Annotated in this window: 22 protein-coding genes, 1 pseudogene and 1 other annotated feature; of the genes and pseudogenes, 20 read left to right on the forward strand and 3 right to left on the reverse strand. The window is 36.8% G+C overall.

The genetic code is table 11. The features are described 5' to 3' along the window. Positions 1-102 precede the first annotated feature (102 nt). From QRN68_RS14025 to QRN68_RS14035, 3 genes are all read right to left on the reverse strand, one after another. Positions 103-957, reverse strand: a complete 855-nt coding sequence (locus tag QRN68_RS14025; RefSeq protein WP_285397515.1) for a transglutaminase family protein — start codon at positions 955-957, stop codon at positions 103-105. A 61-nt stretch (positions 958-1,018) separates the two neighbouring features. Beyond that, entirely contained in the window at positions 1,019-1,984 is a 966-nt protein-coding gene (locus QRN68_RS14030; protein ID WP_285397516.1) for an alpha-E domain-containing protein, read from the reverse strand. Beyond that, the gene (locus QRN68_RS14035; RefSeq protein WP_285397517.1) at positions 1,938-3,428 is read right to left on the reverse strand and encodes a circularly permuted type 2 ATP-grasp protein; all 1,491 of its coding nucleotides are present in this window, start codon (positions 3,426-3,428) and stop codon (positions 1,938-1,940) included. Before QRN68_RS14035 ends, QRN68_RS14030 begins: the two co-directional genes overlap by 47 nt. Positions 3,429-3,673: 245 nt before the next feature. On the opposite strand from QRN68_RS14035, the gene QRN68_RS14040 reads away from it, so the two are divergent. The 20 genes and pseudogenes from QRN68_RS14040 (at position 3,674) to QRN68_RS14135 (ending at position 23,143) form a co-directional block, all read left to right on the forward strand. After that, positions 3,674-4,087, forward strand: a complete 414-nt coding sequence (locus tag QRN68_RS14040) for a hypothetical protein (RefSeq protein WP_285397518.1) — start codon at positions 3,674-3,676, stop codon at positions 4,085-4,087. A gap of 365 nt (positions 4,088-4,452) precedes the next feature. Continuing rightward, complete coding sequence (locus QRN68_RS14045) at positions 4,453-5,415, forward strand: tyrosine recombinase XerC (protein ID WP_285397519.1); 963 nt, start codon at positions 4,453-4,455, stop codon at positions 5,413-5,415. A gap of 100 nt (positions 5,416-5,515) precedes the next feature. Continuing rightward, entirely contained in the window at positions 5,516-6,028 is a 513-nt protein-coding gene (locus QRN68_RS14050; protein ID WP_285397520.1) for a DinB family protein, read from the forward strand. A gap of 235 nt (positions 6,029-6,263) precedes the next feature. Then, positions 6,264-6,413: a transcriptional regulator gene (locus tag QRN68_RS14055; RefSeq protein ID WP_274797201.1), complete on the forward strand. Its 150-nt coding sequence runs from the start codon at positions 6,264-6,266 to the stop codon at positions 6,411-6,413. 352 nt (positions 6,414-6,765) lie between these two features. Then, positions 6,766-6,936, forward strand: coding sequence for a transcriptional regulator (locus tag QRN68_RS14060; protein WP_285397521.1), 171 nt, complete (start codon positions 6,766-6,768; stop codon positions 6,934-6,936). Between the two features lies 1 nt (position 6,937). Beyond that, positions 6,938-7,108 (forward strand): transcriptional regulator, encoded by a 171-nt coding sequence (locus tag QRN68_RS14065; protein ID WP_285397522.1) that lies wholly within the window; start codon positions 6,938-6,940, stop codon positions 7,106-7,108. A 386-nt stretch (positions 7,109-7,494) separates the two neighbouring features. After that, positions 7,495-9,204, forward strand: coding sequence for a putative bifunctional diguanylate cyclase/phosphodiesterase (locus tag QRN68_RS14070; protein WP_285397523.1), 1,710 nt, complete (start codon positions 7,495-7,497; stop codon positions 9,202-9,204). 260 nt (positions 9,205-9,464) lie between these two features. After that, on the forward strand, positions 9,465-10,013 hold the full coding sequence (locus QRN68_RS14075; RefSeq protein ID WP_285397524.1) for a TVP38/TMEM64 family protein: 549 nt from the start codon (positions 9,465-9,467) through the stop codon (positions 10,011-10,013). A gap of 81 nt (positions 10,014-10,094) precedes the next feature. After that, positions 10,095-10,336, forward strand: a pseudogene (locus QRN68_RS14080) (helix-turn-helix domain-containing protein); the annotation flags it as partial. Positions 10,337-10,399: 63 nt separating this feature from the next. Next, complete coding sequence (locus QRN68_RS14085; RefSeq protein ID WP_285397525.1) at positions 10,400-11,362, forward strand: helix-turn-helix transcriptional regulator; 963 nt, start codon at positions 10,400-10,402, stop codon at positions 11,360-11,362. Positions 11,363-11,436: 74 nt separating this feature from the next. Further along, the gene (locus QRN68_RS14090) at positions 11,437-12,069 is read left to right on the forward strand and encodes a type 1 glutamine amidotransferase family protein (protein ID WP_285397526.1); all 633 of its coding nucleotides are present in this window, start codon (positions 11,437-11,439) and stop codon (positions 12,067-12,069) included. Positions 12,070-12,599: 530 nt separating this feature from the next. Then, positions 12,600-12,819: a binding site (T-box leader), on the forward strand. Between the two features lie 50 nt (positions 12,820-12,869). Continuing rightward, positions 12,870-14,306, forward strand: a complete 1,437-nt coding sequence (gene proS, locus QRN68_RS14095) for a proline--tRNA ligase (RefSeq protein ID WP_285397527.1) — start codon at positions 12,870-12,872, stop codon at positions 14,304-14,306. 444 nt (positions 14,307-14,750) lie between these two features. Then, positions 14,751-15,134: a hypothetical protein gene (locus QRN68_RS14100; protein WP_285397528.1), complete on the forward strand. Its 384-nt coding sequence runs from the start codon at positions 14,751-14,753 to the stop codon at positions 15,132-15,134. Positions 15,135-15,168: 34 nt separating this feature from the next. Next, a complete protein-coding gene (locus QRN68_RS14105) occupies positions 15,169-16,005 on the forward strand; it encodes a CbrC family protein (RefSeq protein ID WP_285397529.1) in 837 nt (278 codons plus the stop codon). A 395-nt stretch (positions 16,006-16,400) separates the two neighbouring features. Next, positions 16,401-18,083 (forward strand): DUF6138 family protein, encoded by a 1,683-nt coding sequence (locus QRN68_RS14110; protein ID WP_285397530.1) that lies wholly within the window; start codon positions 16,401-16,403, stop codon positions 18,081-18,083. A gap of 256 nt (positions 18,084-18,339) precedes the next feature. Continuing rightward, positions 18,340-18,750 (forward strand): hypothetical protein, encoded by a 411-nt coding sequence (locus QRN68_RS14115; protein WP_285397531.1) that lies wholly within the window; start codon positions 18,340-18,342, stop codon positions 18,748-18,750. A 67-nt stretch (positions 18,751-18,817) separates the two neighbouring features. Beyond that, positions 18,818-18,943 carry a hypothetical protein gene (locus QRN68_RS14120; protein WP_285397532.1) on the forward strand — a complete coding sequence of 42 codons (126 nt, stop codon included), beginning with the start codon at positions 18,818-18,820 and terminating at the stop codon, positions 18,941-18,943. A 575-nt stretch (positions 18,944-19,518) separates the two neighbouring features. Further along, a complete protein-coding gene (locus tag QRN68_RS14125) occupies positions 19,519-20,823 on the forward strand; it encodes a PQQ-binding-like beta-propeller repeat protein (RefSeq protein WP_285397533.1) in 1,305 nt (434 codons plus the stop codon). Between the two features lie 413 nt (positions 20,824-21,236). Then, positions 21,237-21,464: a hypothetical protein gene (locus QRN68_RS14130; protein ID WP_285397534.1), complete on the forward strand. Its 228-nt coding sequence runs from the start codon at positions 21,237-21,239 to the stop codon at positions 21,462-21,464. Positions 21,465-21,478: 14 nt separating this feature from the next. Further along, positions 21,479-23,143 carry an Imm51 family immunity protein gene (locus QRN68_RS14135; protein WP_285397535.1) on the forward strand — a complete coding sequence of 555 codons (1,665 nt, stop codon included), beginning with the start codon at positions 21,479-21,481 and terminating at the stop codon, positions 23,141-23,143. Positions 23,144-23,149: the final 6 nt, after the last annotated feature.

Here is a 23,149-nt window from a genome sequence, read left to right on the forward strand (position 1 = left end):
TAAACTTGTTAATAAATTTTCTGATAACTAAAACTAAGGACCATGCTATAAACCATCTAAAAAAGTCGGATTCCTATATGGAAAGGAGAACCGACTTTTGTGTTACAAATGATTCACTGCTTTAACGCTCACTTTAACTGTTAAATCATGTTTTCCACCTGAATAAACACCTTCAACCGGGCTTATATCAGAATAATCACGGCCAATGCATAAAATAATGTGATTTTCTAATACTTCTACATTATTGGTTGGATCCAGACCAATCCAACCGATTCCTGGTATCATGACTTCTACCCAAGCATGGGTTGCAATATCTCCGATTAAGGCGGAGTTTTCGTCAACGTATAAATAACCGCTAACATAGCGAGCTGGAATTCCTTTTGCTCTTAATATCGCAAGCATGACATGTGTGAAATCCTGACAAACACCTCGCTTAAGGGCAAAGGCTTGACTTGCAGTTGTCGTAACGTCGGTCGCACCAGGATTATATTCAAATGTTGAGTATAAATATTGCATTAAATTTAACGAAAATAGCACAGGATTTTCAGCATGGCCAATCGCATGATAAACTTCCTCTAACTGATTTTCTGTCATATACGTAAAATGTGTAGACTTTAAATAGGGCAAATAATGCTCATAAAATAGCTGAGAGTGAAAAATCGTCTGCATCTCGGGTGAATATTGAATGCGATGAATAAAGGGTGCACGTTGAATGCTGACAATAGATGTCGTTTGAATTTCTAGCTCTTGGTGCTGCTCAGGTATATAAAAAGTGCCAACCGTATTGCCCCAAATATCTGTATGCTCACGCGTTAAAGATGAAGGTGTAATGGCAATTCGATAGGATAATAAGCGCTGGCGCTCATCGCCTCTTGGCTTCAAGCGGATTGTATTTAAGCTTTGATCGACTTCAGACTCATATTGAAAGATATTAGTATGTTGAATTTCAAATTTCATTGTGTCCGTTTCCTTTTGATTACTGACTTGCTTGTTGAAAGGGAGCTGAGGTTGATTCCTTTCAAGGTTGTACGCTGGGTTCATATAAATGATAAATTGTAGCAAATGTATTTCCAAAATCAATACATTGACACAATCTTTCCTCCATTAGCAGAATAGTTTCCTCTAAGGTAATATTCCATAAGTCCACATTCATCATGGCAAATAATAAACTTTTTAATGGGGTATGAAGCTCTAAAAATCTTGCTGAAAGAGGATCGTTTTCTAAACAACTAAACGATTCTTCTAATTTTTGTAAGCAAAACATCACTGAACGTGGGAAATGCTTATCCTGTAATAAATATTGAATGACACAAAGTAAATTTGTTTGGCGGTGCTTCCGCGAATAAGCCTCCGTTGCCTCTGATAAATCGAGTAAAAACGTTCCGTCCGCTTCAATTAGGGAGATGGCTACCTCCTTATGTTGCTCCAGTACAATTAAAGCCATACGAATCGTCTTTTCAGCTCGTTCTAACCATTTTCCAACTTGTATGAAATAAAAAGGTAAATCTCGATCCATCGAGCCTTCGATAAGCCCTGTAACTGTCAACGAAGTCTTTCGAACATTTTGTAAAAAAGAGTTCAGTACGATAAGTGGAATTGGTCTTTCACGTCCGATTATTTCTTGCTGTAAAGATAAATAAAAGGCATTTTGCAATTCCCAAAGCTCAATCGGGATGCTATCACGAGTGACACGTGCATTTTCCCTAACCGCACGTAAAGTAGCATGAAGGGCGTTACAGTTCTTTTCAGAAAAGAGTAGATAGTCGATAAGTGGATTAACTCGAATGGATTCATAAAAGGTCAAGTATTCTTCCTTCGAGGCACAAATATTCAACACCGCTTCCCAATGGTCGATGTATTCATTTTCTTTACCAGATTGCTCCAACATATTCAACAGCTGTACTTGTAATATATGTGCATTCGTTTGTGTTCGTTCACTATATCTTGCCATCCAGTATAGTGCATCGGCTACTCGACTTAGCATACTGTAATTCCTCCTTTAATATCCATGTATCTTTTGCTCCTCCACCCTGTGATGAATTCACGACTAAAGATCCTTCTTTCAGTGCCACACGAGATAAACCGCCAGGAAGCACATAAATATCCTCACCCTTCATCACATATACACGCAAATCGACATGGCAAGGGTACAATCTTCCATCCTGGAAAGCAGGTGCTCTTGACAAGTTAATCGTCGGTTGTGCAATGTATTGACACGGGTTTTCTATAATTTTTTCTTTAAATATCGCAATTTCTTCATCGCTTGCATGTGGACCAATTAGCATATCATAGCCACCAGAGGCACTAACATTTTTTATGACAAGCTCTTTCATATGCTCAAGAACCCATTCACGCTGTCTGTCATCATCAAGATGATAAGTCTTCACATTACGTAAAATAGGCTCCTCATTTAAATAGTAGCGAATCATATCCGGCACATAGGTATACATCGCTTTATCATCGGCAACACCGTTACCAACAGCATTTAAAATAGCTATATTTCCAGCCTTATAAGCATCCATGATATGAGGTACTCCAAGTAAAGAATCCTCACGGAAAACAACAGGATCTAAAAAATCATCATCAATTCGACGATAAATAATATCAATTTGCTCTAGACCATAAATAGTCTTCATATACACCTTATTATCTTGAACAACTAAATCACGACCCTCGACAAGCTGAATATTGAGCTGCTGTGCTAAGAAAACATGATCATAATATGCTGAATTATACATACCTGCAGTTAATAGAACAGCCTTAGGTTCTACACTTAGCTCCATACAGGGTGGCCGATGAGAAAGAAGTGCCTTCTTCATAAAGGCCATTTGTTTGTCAAGTGACTGGATGGTATGTTTAGAGAAAAATTCAGGATACACTTCCTTCATGACATATCGATTTTGAAAGACATAAGAAATACCTGAAGGATTACGTAAATTATCCTCTAACACGTAATAAATACCGTTTTCATCACGAATTAAATCAATGCCAGCTAAAAAAATATGATTATCGATCGGTACTTTTACACCAACCATTTCTTTATAATAGTACGGATTGTTCTCAATCAATCGTTTCGGAATAAGCCCATCCTGAAAAATGGACTGTTTATGATAGACATCCTGTAAAAAGCAATTTAAAGCTTTCACACGTTGCTTCATACCAGCTTCAATTACTTCCCACTGTTCATGTGGAATAATAATAGGGATAAAATCAAAGGGCATAGTCCGCTCTGTGCCACCTTGTGCTCCGTATACGGTAAATGTAATGCCTTGTCTCAGGAAGCTTGATTGTGCTTGCTGGTATTTTTCATTTAATTGTTCCTTCGAGAATGCATTGAGCTTATGGTGGAAAGACCGATAATGAGGCTTCGGTTGATTGCCATCTAACATTTCATCAAAAAACAAACCAGATTCATAGAATTTCATCATATGGATCGCCCTCCGAATTTAAGTAGTAGAGAAAACGTGTTAAACTAAATATGAATCAATTTCGCCTTGGCGTAATTGAGTCCGGATTTCGAATTGTGCTCGCACCTATTTTATTCCTTTCAAAATCTGTGTCATCCGCCAAAGGCTTTATCTTCCTTTAGCACCAATTGAGAAGGAACCACATCTGCATTCATCTCACCACTTTTAGAGGAATGAAGATAAATACATAAAAGGAGCTTTAAAAAATGACAATCATTAATTTAATGCAAGCTTATGAGTTAGACAAGCTTTCAAAATTAGGTTTAACTGATGAGGAAATTGTACACACATTGCATACAGGGGATGTAGCAGTCTGGCAGGAAAAAGTACCAAACTATGAATTTTCCGAAACAATGGCACTTTATCAAGATGGAGAACAAACGTTCTTAGACGCTCTGCATGGTAACTATCGTATCAAATATGTAACTTTGCCAGGCATTCAGCGTTTACTGTATCTTCGTTTTCAATTAGAAGAAGGTAAAGATTATCAATTATTAGAAACAGGTATCCAGCATTTAACTTGTAGTAAGGAAAATATCGCGAATCTTCAACAAATGCTATCAACAAACTGGTCTCTAGAAAAACAAGTAGATGGGACATATAGTATTTTTGTTAAGTAATTCGCTTTCGCACAGATAAATAATGCCTCTGAATCAATAAAAACCAGATAATTCCATGCGCATTGTGAGACAAATCGACACGTATAGTTACCCATCTTTTCTTTTTTCGAATCGTCTCACAGGATTTAAGTACACTAGATTTAAATATTCATTTTTTCTGCACTTTATGCCTAAAAATTGAAACTTTCATTAAAACTTTAAAAAAAGATGATTTTCTTTCTAAAAGAGAATCATCTTTTTTACTTTTCACAGCAAGAACGTTTGTTCTGATTTTCGAAAAAAGGGCATTTTTTTCACTATAAAGTTCCCAAATTTATATTTGGGAACGTTTTTCGTGGTAAAATAGAGCAAATAGAGGTGATTTTATGGAAAAGACTAAACTTCCTAAAATAATGAGGGACTTCCTTGTCTATTTAACGACGATTAAAGGGAAGTCTCAGCGCACAAGAAAAGAATACGAATATGATTTGACATTATTCTTCCGTTTTTACATAGCAATCCAAAATGATCATGACATATCAGATATAACGAAAATAGATATTTCTACAATTACAATAGAAGAAATCAGAGAGATTACACTGGAGGATCTTTATTTATTTATGGAGTATTGCGAGGTGCAGCGTGGAAATTCTGCATCTGCGAGAGCACGAAAGGTTGCAACGTTAAAATCATATTTTAAATATCTTAAAGGGAAACGCCGACTTCTTGAGGAAAATCCCGCTGATGAATTAGAGACACCAAAGATTGGACGAAAAAGACCTATCTATATGAATCTTGAAGAAGCCACTCAATTTATCGATGGTATCCAGCCAAATCGTGCATCTCCAAGAAATTATTGTATGATGATGTTTTTCTTAAATTTAGGTATTCGTGTAACAGAGCTTTGTCAGCTACAAAGGTCATCTATACAAGGGCGCTACTTAACTGTTGTTGGTAAAGGTAATAAAGAACGGACAGTTTACTTGAATGATAGCTGTATGCAGGCGCTTGCAGACTATGAAAATAGTGGAAAGACAACGTATAAAGGTGATGGCGAGGAGCCCCTTTTTGTCTCACAAAAGGGAACACGCTTTACACGTCAAACCGTTGCGAAAATTGTTAAACAAATTAATCAGCAATCCGGACTTCAAAAAGAACGACTGACACCTCATAAATTACGACACACATCCGCTACAATGATGTATAAATCAGGCGCAGATATTCGAAGTCTTCAGCATATACTTGGCCATTCAAGTGTTGCAACGACACAAATCTACACACATATTGAGGATGAAGAGCTACAACATGTACTCGAAAATAATCCATTCAATATTGTGCGAGAAAGATAATTTTAAAGGAGATTTATATAATCGAAGAGAATACTTTACATTGTATAGAACATATACAGAATAGGAACCAAAACTTTTGGTGAGGAGAGGAGAGTAGTGTATGAATCAATTAATAAATGATCATCTGTGTAAAACGAGAAATATTTTAGTTAAGGAAATTGAGTTATTAAGTGACAGTCAATTGAATGATAAGCCTGATTTAAGAAGTTGGAGTATAGCCCAAATTTGCCATCACCTAGCTTTAGTAGAAGAGTCTACAGTAAAGGCGATTGCATGGGGATTAAAACAAGAAGATAGTAAGCAAACGGAACGCAAAAATGTTCAACTTATCGTAGATCGAACAAAGAAAATAACAGCTCCAAAAATTGTTGAACCAGCTGAAGACTTCTTTACAGTTCAGCAAATAATGGAGATGCTTAACGATTCGAGAAAGAAATTAACAACTTTCCTTGATACAATTGAAGATAAATCCATATTAGCAGAAAAATCCGTGAAACATCCTGCTCTAGGTGAACTACCTCTGGATCAATGGGTTGAACAAATTTATTTGCATGAGCAACGACATATAGTACAAATATTAGAAATCAAAATGTGTTTAGAGGTTGAGCATTAACAACAAGCAGTAGACGCAATACAAAGAATGAAAAAAGAAAAACGAGACAGTTTGTTAAAGAAATGATACTACGATTTTTTAAAAAAATGGTGGAGGGTCCAATTTCTCAGTATTACTTTAGAGAAATTGGCTTTTTTTATTGAAACAACCACTTGACGAAAGAAACAATCTGTTATATATTAAATAAAAATAATAACAACTGTTATAAAACAGTTTAATTCAGGGAGGAATTCTAATGTCAAAGTATCGTGATGGTTATGATTTTTATTGTGAAATGTGTGAGCGCTATGGTTTAGAACCAATTTCATTCCGCTATTATGTGTTACAGTTATCACAGCAGCAACTTTCAGCTTACAACATGCAAGCAAAACAATTAGGTATTTAATAGTTATTGTTATTAAAGGATGTGGTTATTACGGACGCCGATGTGAATATTTTATAAAAAGCCCAGCCATACTAACTTAAATGGACTGGGCTTTTGTACATTTGAGAGAAATATCAGACAATTTGTTGACAGAATTAACTATCTGTTATATATTATTTAAAAATATAAATTCTGTTATATAACAAAAGGAGTGAGATGCATATGTCACACTATAAATCTGGTCATGAATTTTATCTTCATTCAATCCACCTTTAAAGGTGTGTGATGAATGAGGATGTGGTTCCTTTGCAGTTGGTCTCCAAATGAAGATAAAGCCTCTGGCGGATGTCATGGATTTTGAAAGGAATGAATTGTGCTAGCACAATTCAAAATCCAGACGCAATTACGCCAAGGCGAAATTGATTTAGAGCAATACGAGCAATTTGATTTAGAACCCATTAATTTCTATTATTATGTCAATCAATTATCGCAAGAACAATTAGAGTATTATAACGAAGCTGCACAAATGAAAGGAAGTTATTAGTATGACAGATTATCGAGAAGGCTATGAATTTTATCGACAAATATGTGAGAAACACGATTTAGAGCCAATAAATTTTCACTATTACATTTTAAACTTATCTCATGAGCAATTAAATGCTTACAATGAACGAGCCAAAACATTTGGAGGTCCAATAGAATATGAAGTCTCTTAACTTATAAAATGCCTTACTGCCAGTATGTGACAGTAAGGCATTTTTGTTAATTATCACAAAGAAATTATTCAAGTATCGTATAAATACAGTAAAATCATATATTCTAAGATAAATAGGCTAAATATAATATACATAATAGTTCTAAAGTAATCAAACAATTAAAATAATGTCTTTTTTAGTAAGTTGAAAGACCTTATTTTTTGTCCGTTTTATTGATAATCATCAAATGCAGATTTGAATGTTTTGATATTTAGGTTGAATTAACTGCTTTTCTCAGACTATAATTAAATTACAGAAAAAAAGGCGATATCCTACAACTATATACCTCGCTTTAATATAAAGCAAAAGTACCAAACTTTTCTTATTTTAATGAACGGAGAATGAGAATGAAAATGATGAATATCACGCCTAGTAATATCAATCAAGTTACCTACAGTCTAAAAGAATTACAAGATATCTTTTCAGCGATGAACAGTTCAATCATCGTAGCGATTACAGATCGAACTGGGAAAATCACGTTTGTTAATGATCATTTTTGCAAGATTTCTAAATATACTCGTGAAGAATTATTAGGGCAGGATCACCGTTTACTCAATTCAGGATTTCATCCAAAATCTTTCTTTAGAGAGATGTGGAAAACTATAGGTAAGGGTGAAATGTGGAATGGCGAGGTATGCAATCGCGCAAAGGACGGCGGTCTTTATTGGGTGAAGACAACGATCTTTCCTTTTCTTGATGACTTTGGTAAACCGTATCAATATATTGCTATACGGGTCGATATTACCGCACAAAAGGATTTAAAAAAGATTACCCATATTGCTTATCAAGATGAATTAACAGGGCTACCCAATCGTCGTAAATTAGACCAACGTTTAGAATATGAATTGCATCAATCTCGTTGCACTGGCAAAAAGTTTGCGTTATTTTTCATTGATGTGAATCGTTTTAAAAACATAAACGATGGACTTGGTCATATCATAGGGGATATGTTCTTAGTGGAAATGGCGGAGCGTCTTCGCAACGTTGATTATACATCTAATTCCATCTACCGCCACAATAGTGATGAATTTGTCATGATACTAAATGATGTTGACCGTATTGAGGAGAAGGCCAGGGAAATAATCAACGTCTTTAATGAGAGTTTTATAGTCGATACATATGAATTCTCTGCAAGCATTAGTATGGGGATTAGTATTTTCCCAGATCATGCAAACTCCATAGAGGCATTATTGAAGAATGCAGATACCGCCATGTATGCTGCGAAATCTACACGTGGTAATCAATATCGCTTGTACCGACCGAATTTGGATGAAATCAATAATCAATGGCTTTTACTTGAAACAAAATTACATCAAGCGTTAAGAAGAGATAGTTTAGAGTTACATTATCAGCCAAAAATCAATTTAAAAACGAATAAAATGACTGGCATGGAGGCATTACTTCGCTGGTATGATCCTGAACTAGGCCAGATGTCACCAGATCGTTTTATTCCATTTGCTGAGGAATGTAGGCTTATTAATGACATAGGTGTGTGGGTATTAAGAAAAGCATCTGCTCAGGCACGTGCTTGGAATGAGATACATAATTTAAACTTACGAGTAGCTGTAAACATTTCACCGATACATATTAGTACACCAGGATTTGCCGCTATGGTACAAGAAGTGATTGCCGAAACAAAAATTGATCCGCACTTTTTAGAAATTGAAATTACAGAAATGAGTATGCTGGATTATACGGAAGATTTAATTAATACCATTAATCAATTAAGAGCACTTGGTATTACAATTTCAATAGATGATTTCGGAACTGGTTATTCGTCACTGAATTATTTAAAGACATTCCCAGTCGATGTCTTAAAAATAGATCGTGCATTTGTCCAAGATATTGTGCCTGAAAAATCAGGAATTGCTATGATTTCAGCCATGATTTCTCTAGCACATGCCTTAAATCTTCAAGTAGTAGCTGAAGGTGTCGAAGAAGAAGCTGAATTAAATGTGCTACGTGAGCATGGCTGCGATTTCGTTCAGGGCTATTTCTTCAGTAAGCCATTATCGGTAGAAGCCTTTACGCAGTTGATTGTAGATAGCTGTATGTAGTGAATATGGAGGATCTTGTCTTTAATTTTAGACAAGATCCACTAAGTGTTTATGGATTATTTGGATAATAGTTGGAAGGGTAATTTGACATATACGATTTTAAAAGTCCTGCCAAATATTTCAATTACATTTAGAGATGTCCAATAGCCACTTTTAATCGTAGTCACTTCATTCAATAATTTGAAATCTACCAGGTTTGTTTATGTTGTAATTTTATTTTATGATTAATATAAAAATAAGAAAGAAGAAAGAGATGTACTATGCAAGAAACTTTTTTTCAATTATTGGAACAGGCTGGTCCGTTTGCAGTCTTTTTAAGTTTATTCATTAATATAGTAGTGAGTATTATAGGCGTACTACCAAGTGTATTTATTACAGCAGGAAACCTAACAATTTTTGGTCTATATAACGGTTTAATCGTTTCTATTATCGGTGAGGGGTTAGGCGCATTAATTAGCTTTATTTTATATAGAAAAGGGTTAAAGAAATGGAGACATAGTGATTACCAACATCCAGTAATTTTAAAATTAAAGCAGCTTGAGGGATATAATGCATTTTGGGTTATTTTATGCTTAAGAATTCTCCCATTTGTTCCATCTGGTGTTATAACGTTAGGATGTGCATTTTCAAAAGTTTCTCTTGGTATATTTACAGTTGCTAGTACGCTAGGGAAAATACCGTCACTTATTATAGAAGCAAGCGCAATATATGGTTTTATGCAAGTTGATCTTAAGTGGAAATATGTAATCATTATTGTTACCTTGATTCTCTTTCTATTATGGAAGGTAAAGAATAAATCTTCATATTAAAGTCGAAAGGGAGCACTATTCTAGAAATGAGCATTTTGTGGCTTATCACCATAATATGTATAGAAAGGGGTACCCGTCAGTATGGCGGGTGTAAACCAATTAGAACGTGATCTTATCCGTATGCTGCAGCGTGAAGGGATTGAATTGGCTAAGAAAGAAGGAAAGTTTAAAGGTCGGTTAAAGAAGTACCATAAAAATCATGCAGGAATGAATTATGCAGTAAAGCTTTATAAAGAGGGAGAAATGACTGTAAATCAAATTTGTGAAATCACAAATGTTCTAGGTCCTCATTATATAGAAAGCAATCGGAAAGGAACATTTGATGAGATATACCAAAAATCGGAAATATATAATAGAAAATAAATTTCATATAGAGGTGGAATTATATGCCTAAAATTGACAATATGTTAGCAATTCTATGGATGCTTCGTTCAGGTGAAAAAATTACTGCAAAACAAATTTCAGAAAAGTTAGAGATGAATATAAGGACTGTGTATCGTTATATTGATACAATTTCAACAAGTGGCGTACCTATCATTTCAGAACCAGGACATAACGGTGGATACACTTTATTGAACAATTTTATTGAGGCTCCTCTTTTTTTTGATTTTGAAGAGCAAACTTCACTATTTCACGCTGCTGTTTTTGCAGAAGAAGCCGGATATTATGGAGGTGAAGCACTAAATAGGGCCATTTCAAAACTAAGTAAATACTCAAATCAAGAGCAGGAAACAAAGATAAATCAACATTTAACTAGTCTTGAAGTAATAAGTCGATTAAGTTCACCCTCTATGGAACCTTTTTTGAAGGAGTTGGAGCAGGCTGTAGCTGACGGGTACTCAGTAAAAATTCTTTACCATAAAAGTGGCGAAAAGCAATTAAATTATAGATTGGTCGATCCGTACAGAATTATCTATTGGAATAATAAGTGGTATGTGATTGGATTTTGTCATCTTAGGAATGATATCCGTAGTTTTAGAGTAGATCGAATTGAAAGTCTAATGCTAACCGAAAATAAGTTTAACCGGCCAGAAAATTTTTCAGCACGTGACTTTTTTATGAATAACCTCCTTCCAACTATAGAAGATCAGGAAGGGATTACTTATTTGGTTATTAATGGAAATGAAAGTACGCTGAATGATGTTTGCCAACATTGGTTTTTAGGACATTATTTACAAGAACGGACTTCAAATCAAGCAGTTTTTCTTCTTGAAAAAGATATGATACATACATATGTACCTTATTTACTTTTACCGTACAATAAATCTATTAAAGTTATTGAGCCAATAAGTCTTAAGAAAAGACTTATTGAAGTTCTGTCGGAATTAATAAAATTTCATCAAGTATGATAACTTCCCTGACGTTAACTGTCAGGGAAGTTATTTTATAATAGCTATATTAATTGTGATTGGAGTGTTATTGGATGCAAACAAAAAAAGTTTTTCTATATGTATTTAATACAATGTCGGACTGGGAATATGGATATTTAATTGCTGAACTAAACTCAGGAAGATATTTCAAAAAAGATATAGTACCTTTAAAAGTAGTTACAGTAGGAGCTAATAAAGAAATGATTACTACAATGGGAGGACTGAGCATAAAACCAGATATTTCCTTAGATGAATGTACTCTTGAGAGTAAAGATCTTTTAATTTTACCTGGAGGGACTACTTGGGGAGAAGTTATTCATCAACCAATCATGAAAAAAATTGGCGAAGCCTTAAAGCTCGGCACTATTGTTGCTGCAATTTGTGGTGCAACTGAGGCTCTTGCGAATATGGGATACTTAGATTCTAGAAAACACACAAGCAATGACTTAGAGTATATTAAAATGGTCTGCCCAAATTATAAAGGCGAAAAATATTATGAGATGAGACCTGCAGTATCTGGTGAGAATTTGGTTACTGCATCAGGAGTAGCTCCTCTGGAATTTGCGATGGAAGTACTGAAAAAATTAGATGTATTTGCACCAGATACATTATATTCATGGTATAACCTAAATAAGACTCACAAACCTGAATACTTCTTCCAGTTAATGAATTCAATAAATAGATGAGCTAAAAAAATCAACTTAGCAGATTTATATTAGTTTAAATAAAAACCATGCTTTAGACAATGTCAAAGCATGGTTTTTAATGAAAAAGACCAATTTCTCTATTAATTTAACGGTGAAGTTGGGCTTTTTAGTATTGAAAATTCCTTAACGTTGTAAATCCGCATTTTCCTGACGGTACCCCAGAAAGAGCTAGTTTTTCGATAAAAGCCCAAAAAGTTTCGATAAAGAGCGATTTTGTTTCGATAAATCTTTTTGTGGCTCTCGGCAAAACGAGGGGGTGATTTCCATTCCGACTGGGAGCGTCCGATGAGCCGCTTCGCTCGCAAGACTCACTACAATCCCCAAGGAGTCACTCAGACGAAACGAAGATCAACTTAACAAATGATGAGCCATTATTAAGATTGCTTTGAAATATTTGTGGATTTTGGCTAGTTAGAAGCAATTTTGTCTACAAGGAATAAAAACAATTTTCTGATATTTCCCGAAAAATAATTGATATTATTTAACTGTTTTGCTAAAGTTATATAAAATATCAATCGATGATGTGGCCAAGTAAGTAAGAAATGTGAAACAGAGAGTATAGCGTTCGCTGAGAGCTATATCACCGCTTCTTATCTGAAACCTACCACGGAGATGTTATGCAAACATAACCGAGTCGTTTTCGTTACAAAACGTTTGAGGGTTTTAAGTTTTTCTTAAAACTAAATTCAAGGTGGTACCACGTTTATTCGGCACAAAGACGTCCTTATGTTAGGGACAGCTTTGTGCTTTTTATTTTCTGTAGAAACGGAGGAAAGAACATGACAACACAACAAAATGATTTTTCAAAATGGTACATTGAAACAATCCAAAAGGCAGATTTAATGGATTATACTCCGGTCCGCGGCTGTATCGCATTTAAACCAGACGGCTATGAAATTTGGGAACATATTCAGGAAGAAATGGACCGCCGTTTTAAAGAAACAGGTCACCGCAACGCTTATTTCCCTATGTTAATCCCTGAATCCTTCTTCCAAAAGGAAAAAGATCATATCGAAGGCTTCTCACCTGAACTTCCTTGGGTAACAGAGGCAGCTGGCGAAAAATTAGAAGAACGTTTAGCACTTCGTCCGACATCCGAAACGATGATTGGACATTTATATTCTAATTGGATCAAAAGTTACCGTGATTTGCCAGTCTTAATTAATCAATGGGCAAATGTTTTTCGCTGGGAAAAGAAAACTCTGCCATTCATTCGAACATCTGAATTTTTGTGGCAAGAGGGCCATACAGCACATGTTGATGAGGAAGATGCACGTCAAGAAACAATGCAAATGTTAACTATCTATAAAGAGGTTGTAGAGGAATTACTTGCGATTCCTGTCTATGATGGACAAAAAACACCTTCAGAACGTTTTGCAGGAGCGGTTGATACATTTTCAATCGAAGCAATGATGAAAAATGGAAAGGCCGTACAAGCTGGTACTTCTCACTATTTAGGGATAAAGTTCGCTGAAGCCTTTGATATAAAATATTTAAATAAAGCCAATCAGCATGAATATGTACACACAACATCTTGGGGGACTTCCACACGCTTAATTGGTTCTGTCATTATGGTTCACGGTGATGAACAGGGGCTTATTTTACCGCCACGAATTGCACCAACCCAAGTTGTCTTAATACCTGTAGGTCCATGGAAAAAGAACCCTGAAATTATGGAGAAACTAGATGACATCTTCGCAGTCCTTAAAAAGAAGGAAATCCGAGTTCGTCTAGATGATTCGGACCAATCACCTGGCTTCAAATTTAACGAATGGGAATTAAAAGGTGTACCAATTCGTATTGAACTAGGACCTCGTGATTTAGAGAAAAACCAGGCATTGTTAAAAGCACGAGATGAAGATGAGAAGCAATCCATTGACCTGAATGACATTGTTTCAGCAATTGAGCTAGAATTAACAACGATGCAAACGCGTTTATTTGAAAAAGCACGTACATTTCGTGATGAAAACGCTCATACAACGATCGATACACTTCAGGAATTACAGCAGCATATTAATACTTCCAAGGAGAATGCATCTACTCCTGGCTGGATTCTTGCTGGATGGTGCGGAGCTGATGCATGCGAGGAAAAAGTGAAAGAAGAGACAAAATATACTTCTCGTAACATTCCATTTAACCCACCAACTACGAAAACTACATGTATTTGCTGTGGCAATGAAGCGAAACATACAGTTTGGTTTGCTCAGGCATACTAAATTGTCAAATTTTGCTTTCATACGCAATTATTCAGCTTTTGTAATATCTCCATATTTACAATCCATATACAGATTATCTGTGGCGGCTGTTATTTTTTCTAACTTTTGTTGTTTAGTCTTGTAAAATTGTTCTAATTGTTTCAATTTCCTTGATGACATTGGTCATATTATCGATAAGTGCTATTTGTGCTTGAATGGCTCGTGATACAACTTCTGTGATGTCCACTATTTTCCCTCTATGTTTGACTACATGAGTAGAACAAACGTTGCAGGTATATTCTTTCAATACTATTTTTGTTTACGACTCGTTTTCCACTGCATTTCTAGCTGGAAATGCAGTGTTTTTATCTTGATTTAGCAATGTTTTTTCTATGTTTTCAAAAAAATGCTAGTATGCTAGAATAAAAACAGAACGTATATTCTTTTTTATAGAGGGTGAAAACAATGAGTTATGATTTAATGGTCTTTGATAAAGAGCAAGCTCCAAACAATAAAGAAACATTTTTGCAATGGTATGATGAACAAACAAAATGGGCCGAACCACATGACTACGCAACAATAACAGTTACAACACCAGCATTACAAAAATGGTATCAGGATATGGTGGAACAATTCCCCAATATGAATTTGGTGGATGAGGAATTATTAGATGAGGATGAAGATGACGATTTAGAGAGTCGTTTAACTGATTATAGTATTGGTTATGCCATGATTTACACAGCTTTTGCCTGGTCTGTAGCGGAGGAAGCATATAATACGATGAAGGAGCTTGCAAAAAAGCATGGAGTCGGTTTTTTTGATGTGAGTGGTGAGGGGGAGATTTTCTAAATCATTAAACCGTATGTCGAGAGGTGGATAAGAAATGACAGAAAATCTTATTGCGCAATGGCAAGAGCAAAGAAAGACTTTTGACGCAAATAATACCAAAGCAATTAACGCCATGCATAAGCTAAGGGAGCAAATTCAAAAAGCGGAGCCAACAGAGGTAAATTTGCGCATGCTCGTCGAAATTTTCTGCATGTTGCAAATGTATGACGAGGCATACAAAATTTTTACATCCGTCATGGATTTACGCAATAAAAAAGATCAGAGAAAATACGGCTCGATTAAATATTGGATTGACAATCCACAAAATGTAAATCCATTATTGCCACGTGTCGTTCAGGAGGAAGCGAAGATGAAAATACCATTACCAACATTTAAATATATGCCGAATCCAATACAAGCGAATATTTTTAAAACGGGTGAATTAGTTGTTTGCGACTGCTGTAAGCAAGAAGTGGACATTTATTGTACAAAAGGCATTTATGCGATTGAAGAGGTGGAATATCTTTGTCCAAGCTGTATTCATAGTGGGCTGGCTGCGCAAAAATTTGATGGTCAATTTCAACAAGATTTATTAAATTCCGAACTTGTGAAGAATGATGACTATACAGATGAAGTGTTGCATCGAACACCCGGATATATTAGTTGGCAAGGAAATGAATGGGTAGCCCATTGCACGGATTATTGCGCATTTATTGGTTATGTTGGCTGGCAAGAGCTGGTGGAGATGGGCATTACGGAGGAGTTTGAACATTTTAATGGTCATACCAAAGAAGAGCTAGCCGCTACTTTACGTAATAATGGCTCGCATCAAGGTTATCTATTTCAATGCTTAGAATGTCAGCAATACATTCTGTATTCAGACTTTGATTAAATCTAGGTTACATTGGTGAAATATTGGGAAGTTGACCATGGCTCTGGAGAAAATGTACCAGAGCTACTACACTAGTTAGTTGATTGTCCATTTGAAGGAATTCACCAACCCGAAATTTATGCGGATTTTATTGCCATATCGTGAACGTTTTGAGGAAATATTGAAGGAGCTCATGTTATGACAATAGGGGCATTGACTTTGCCGTCTAGTGATGAATTGATGGATATTGATGTGTGCGAATACAATGATGGTCGTGGTTTTGGTGCAGAAATCAGTTACTTGTAGTTTGATAATGAAGAAATTACGATTGTCCTTTTTGTGACGCGAAGACAACTTCTGATAAAACAATAATTATGGACTTCTATATCAAAACAATCAAATGGGGGGAAATGAATTTGTCACAGTATATAGAACAGTTTTTGGCGGATGTATGGCGGCAGTTAGAGCACTTTTATCAGCAGGAAAATGACCGAATTAGTAAAATGAAGGACTGGAGCCAACTCCATATAGGGGTTAATCATTATGTAAAGGTGAAATGGACATCAGAAAAATTGAATAAATTACAATGGGGAACCCCTCATTATGGAACGATTTCGATTTATACATATGAGCCATTTAGTTGGCATGACGATGCTTATAGGGTAGCAGCGGGCGATTACATGCAAGAGATAACAGACATCAACCAAATAGAAGAATTATTTTCCGTTTTATGTGCCAAAATGGATGCGGTTTTCCAATCTGATGAATATCATGCGAAGCTTTTTGATTATCGTCTTCAACTTATATTAGAATTTGAGCACGAGGGGCGTGAGCTTTGCTATCAAAAAGAGCTCCTAAATAACGACAAATTTACATTAGCGAAACAAACGTTAGCTACTTTTATTGAAACAAAAGTGATGGCTGATTTACCTGTATGTCCTGCTAAGAAAGATGGATTTTTCTTTGCACATTGCCTAGTCAATCCATATTTTTTTCATCAGAGCGTAGCTGATATCGAACCATTAGTGCAACGGTTATTGGAGAAGTATAGCGGGAATGAAGAACGCTTAAACAAGTGGATATATGATTATACATTGGCATTTAAATCTTGGGCAGAGGAGTATATTTTATCAGTTTATTTTGAGGAGACAGGAGAATTTGAAACGAAATGGATACTAAACTCAGAGGCAAGACCTAAGCAGAAGGAGCTAGAGTTCTTCGTTTATATTGCCTTACAAATCGGATCTAAAGAACCTGATACACGTAAGCAATATCTTGAATTTGCGCAGCAACTTGGCTCACAAGAGGCGGAGGATTATTTACAAAATGGCAGTGATCATTTTGAACATAGAAGGGAAAGTGCGCGCTTTCAAGGAGCAGCCAATGATATTCGAAAATTCATTTCAATTCACATCATTGTTGAGGAAGAAGAGGCCTATCGTGAAGCGTTACATTACATCATCGATTTGTTACAAGCGGGCTTTGTCAAAGGCTATAGCTTACAGTTAGAGAGTCAGGAAGAAAACTATTTACCGATTCAAGGCCTTGCGAAAACTGAGCTGCATCAATTTTTTGCAAATTGCCTTACGTATCCGAACCTGTTCCCATTGATTGCCGACTATGCAAAAGTGGCAATGGAGGAATATGCATGGTATGAGGACGTGGAGCCTAGCGAGCTATCCGCTATGCCTGGAACATATGCTGTATTTGGTTTAGGGCTTTATAGCGATGCTTATTTCCCCCTTGTGCAAAGCTATATGTCACTTGTTGATTCAGAGCACCAGCTTGTCCAAAATAACTATGCAGAAGCTTTTCTTCACATGCACGATCTATCAGTGGAACGGATGCCTGTACTGATTGACATTTTACTTAGCGCAAATGAGGGGGAGCTCGAGCAGTTAAAAGGAATTCACGTTGACGAACTGGAATTGCTAGCTGAATTGATACATCAACTGGAGAACAAAGAAGATTACCAACGCTGCCATGTATTATATCAAATTTTTGGCAGTATGGAGGATCTAGCACAGCGCATTGAAAAAGATTCAGCGCCAATCCAAGAAATGCTAGGAAAATTAGTAGGTTGGATGGAAGATTACTAATTTGTTAGCTTTCCTTAGTTCTTTAAAGGGTAGGACTTCTCTGTAAAGTAGGAAGTGCAATGTTGAGGAGATGCTAGCTAATATGTCATTTTTATTAGCTGTCATGTTTCAGATGAAAATTGACGAAATCAGAACATTGCTTAAATCGAGAGTAAATGAGCTGCAAGATAGTTAAAATCGCAGTTGCTTTTGATAAAAAATCAGATTTGTTCACCACCTCCGAGTTGGAGAACAATCAAGAAAGAGGAGGATTCTGTTGTTAGATATTAATCAGATTACTGCTTGGATCGATTTGTTGTCCATATATAAAGTCAATCCGAAATATGGCAATCCTGATGTCATTGATCAGTACCTGGATCAGCGGGATGCCGATCCGTTTGATACACAATGGATGGCTGCACATGGCGACCTGACAACTATCATTGACAGTATGTTAGTGGCGGATCGAAAGAAGATAGAGATGCTTCAGGATCGCGCCAGTAAGCAAATTTACGAAACAATCATTGGACAGACTAGTCACTCTGACCTAGCCGCCTATGCCTCCGATGATGTAAGGCTGATTGTTGGCTACCTTGTGACGGGCCGAGTTAACAGTTTTGTTCTTGAAATGAAGGAAAATTACGAACGTGGCGATTTACCCAATGTTGAAGGGAGTCCTTTTTCATGAGAAAAACCGTAGCGGCAGATGTTTCAATCCGCTGGCGCACAGTGAAACCCAGCAATCTAGGCATAGTTTGTGGCTTGATTTAGAGAATGAAGGTGTACTTGTCAGTAATGGTTGGGGTGTAGCGTTTGCTGCATTGCGACTATGTGAACTTGAACTGAGTGATGGACGCGAAATGGCATCTTCTATCTGTTAGAAAAGGAGCCTCAATCATGTATCTAAAATATTCGCCAGGAACGATTGTACCTTTCACTGTCCTTTCAGTACGGGAAAACACTGCTCATGCGGTAGTTACAATAGATGTTTTCTGCGACGAGTAATCGCAGGAGGTGATGCTTTTTGCGCGAAAGAGAAGTGTCAGCAGCAAATTGTCACTATCCTCGTCGCAAAGAAGATGTCTCAAAAGAGTTTTTCAGACATCTCCTTTTGTAGTTTAGACTAACCTGGTCAGGAACGTTTGTTCTGTAACGGGCTTAACTTGAATCGAGGAGCTCGTTTTATAACATTACAGATCCCACAAGAATTCGAGAAATATCGTTCAATTATTGAACCAACTTTACAACCTGTTATACACATTGACAAGATTGAACTTTGAAAGAAAGTTCGAGGGCAATCACTATTTCCGAGGGGCATCTTTTATTTGAAATAATTCAGAAGATCAACGCTTATACTCCTTAGCACTGGGGCATCTGACTTCGGTTAGGATGCTTTAAGAATAGAGGAAACCGTAAAACATGATAAGATCAGTTAATTAACAAGGAGACTACTACAATGATAAATGATACTTTACAATTATCCCAGAAATGGCGAGAAGAGGGGTTACGTTATGCAAGTGAGATTAATGCCTACGTGCGCAGAGGGTTAGAAAGCAACTGGGAGGCACCGGGAGAGGAACCGTCTGAAGATTCACGCGGACAATTAACTTCGCAAGTGTACAAGTTTATTAAACAGGCGAATAGAACAAAAGAACTGGAAACGCTCCGTGAACAGTTTCCAGCTGCTTCTTGGCCATTTCAGGAAACGCACAGCCAACTGATGCGAGCTGTTTATCCAATTGCGCTTCTACGTGATGGTGCATTACTTGTTGCAGCGCAAAATGAAGATTTTTCACGCACTGTCTATGTGATGGATAAACAGGAAGCAAACCGTATTGGGCATGTACAAGCGGCAAGTTGTTCTGCGGATGGGCGCGACATTGCTTTGATGGATGAGCAAGGAGTTCGTATCGTACGAGAGCCTGATCGAGAGTTAAACGGCGCTCTGTTAGCTACATACAAATGGGCGACAATCATCGACCAATTGCGCGAAAAATACCCCGGTATTGAGACCTTGCAGCCAGAAAGCTATCGAAGCGCAGATGTCATTCCATTCGCTGATGGCACGAAGTTGTTGGTGGTGTCGCATGATGGCATCTATTTGATTGAGGAAACAGGTGCCCTCTTGTTGCACCCGTCAGTGGAAAATATAAGGGATTGGGCAGAGGAAGATGATGACTTGACAGCAAGTTTAGCGATGCCACATGGAGCTGTTTCTCGAAGCGGCAGATGGCTGGCTTACGGAAGTCAAGACAGCGATCATTTATTGTTAGATATAGAAAATCATGTTATACACTCGTTTGAACCGATGTCGAGTTATCCGCATTACAGCTTGTTCAGTGCCGATGATGAGCATGTTTGGTTCAATGCATGTCATTTTTACAATGGATGTACACTAGGTATTTCACTCCATGATCTTGAACCGGACAATAATGAAGAACCCCTTTCAATAGATGAAAGTATGCGTGTATATGCCGGGGTTGCAGTGCAAGGGGGCAACATTATGGGTGACGCATATGGTTATTTACGAATGATTGATTTGGAGGGGAAAGAACGTTGGCGTTACTTCGTATCTGGGACAATCAGTGGCATGACATTAAACTCTGACGAGACAATATTGCTTGTCGGTACATACAATGGAATGCTACATGTACTTGATTTGACTAGTACAGAGCCTAGTCCGTATGAGATTAGCACAAGTTCAATACGTGAATCGTACCGCTGGATCTTCTGGGATACTCAACAACCGCTGTACTGGTAGTTTTTATAGGCAAATTCGACGAAACTATAAGCTTCATTTTATCAACATCCTATGTATTTGAAATAACGGATACTTATAATAGTTGCGTTTGGTCTAAATTTCAAGTGTTAGTAAAAGTAATTAATGGCTAGTGGTGTCACGATGGAAACATCTATATGGATTCCTTTAATTAACATCTGAGATGAAGAAAAAATTTGGGTAGGAACAAGAGTTAGATTATACAATGTAGATCTAACTCTTGTTGAAGATAGCAAAGATGATTACTACGAATACTTAATATCATCTATTTATGACAATGAAACTCACTTACAGCTAACGGTTCACTTTAGAGCTTTATAGATCAAACGAGAACATATGTTTGTTTCTTGATTTGAAGTATAGTATAATTTTTTAATATCTAAGGAAGTGAAAGTATGTTTTATCCGATTGGCAACACAACAATAGATTCTGATAAATATAGAGAAAAATTTGCAAAACGTTATTATCTGCCTTTTATGAAAGAATTGATAGACTTATCCGGATGTTCTTTAAAGGAAGCAAAAGAGTTGATTGATATAGTGATTCATGAGGAAGGCATTATTGTTAGCCAAACATCACAAGAAATACAAGATACTTGTTTAGCTGAATTACAAGATGATTGAGAGAGAGTTGGATTATGCCAAAAAAATTATTGAATATGTTAGAAAAATGGTATGAGGAAAATCAACATGACAAAATTGTAGAAGCGATTGAACAATTGTCTAAGTCAGAGCGAGATTACGAAATAGTAGGTCATTATGGTCGTGCGCTTAATAATGTAGGGCGTTATCATGAAGCGTTATCCCAGTTATGCACAGTAAAAAAACAGGGGCAACAAGATGCGGATTGGCATTGGCGTGTTGGCTATGCTTATTTCTATAGCCAACAATGGCAAGAAGCACTGGCTGCATTTGAAAAAGCAAAGGAATTACAGTTTGATACTAGAACTGAAGAGTATATAGTAGCCTGTCGGAATATTATGAAAAAGTCAGCAAAAGCGCTAGATGATTTCAAGCTTGTACCTTTTCATGAGCGTGATTTCAGTCAATTTTGGGAAAAAAGCGATTATGCGGATAAAAATTATGTAGAAGTATCCCCCACTACCGAAATGATTGCTTCTATAGAAGAGGAACTTGGCTATAAATTGCCAGCAGATTATATTTGGTTTATGCAACAACAGAACGGCGGTATTCCAGTAAACACTTGTTTTCCAACGGCTATGCCGACTTCATGGGCAGAAGATCATGTGGCGATTACAGGGATGATGGGCATTGGTCGCGAAAAGGCTGATAGCTTGTGTGGCAGTTTGGGAAGCAATTTTATGTTGGAAGAATGGGGCTACCCAAATATTGGCGTTGTCATAGCCGATTGCCCGTCAGCAGGTCATGATATCATTATGCTTGATTATCGTACATGTGGTGCAGATGGCGAACCTGCTGTTGTACATGTAGATCAAGAGGCAGATTACTATATTACTTTCCTTGCGCAGAACTTTGCGACTTTTATTGTCGGATTGGTGAATGAGGAAGTATTCGATACATCTGAACAAGATAAACTTGACGATTTGGATATGGTGAAACATGTACCATTCTCTCCTTTGTTACAGTCGTTATGTGAGAAAGCTGGAGAGAGAAATCGGATAGAAGCAGTTATTCGAGGTATTTGTACGCAGATTGTAGAGGACAAAGGCTATTTTGCTTTACATGCAGACGAGATATCCATGCTGATGTATGATATCCAGTTTTGGTTGTACACTGGTGCTAATTCGAAGGTGACGCAAGCTCAATATTTAGCGGATTACAAGAATATCATTGCACTTGCACAAGGTTTCAGTACAGGAGGATATGCCCCAGACTTTGTTTCAAGTTGGTTAAATGAACGCATAGAGCAGGGGGAAATTGTAAGTCAAGAGGGGCTATTAAGTTTTACAACGGATAAGGTAGCTAATCTACATGCTCAAATGATGAATGAAGAACTAAAACCTTTTAGATGGCTAGAACATGATAGTGGAAATATTTCGCTCCTATTAGAAGTAGGCATTTATAAACAGGAGTTGTTTGAAACACGCGCAGATGAAGGATTTCAAGGTAATGGCTACGACTGGTGCTCGCTTGCGGAAATGTATTTGCAAGAGAAGTTGCCAGAGCTAGAAGGCATTGTGCGTTTCGACCCAGAAGCAGATATTTTCTGTGCTTATGCCGACAAAAAAGACGCATTGTTGCGATTCGCTGTTGGATTTAAACAAGCCTGTGAAAATGATGAACTGATATATGAGTTATTTTCTAGGGCAATATTGGATTAATAAAGG

The sequence above is a fragment of the Lysinibacillus sp. fls2-241-R2A-57 genome (genome assembly GCF_030209535.1).
Lineage (GTDB): Bacteria > Bacillota > Bacilli > Bacillales_A > Planococcaceae > Lysinibacillus.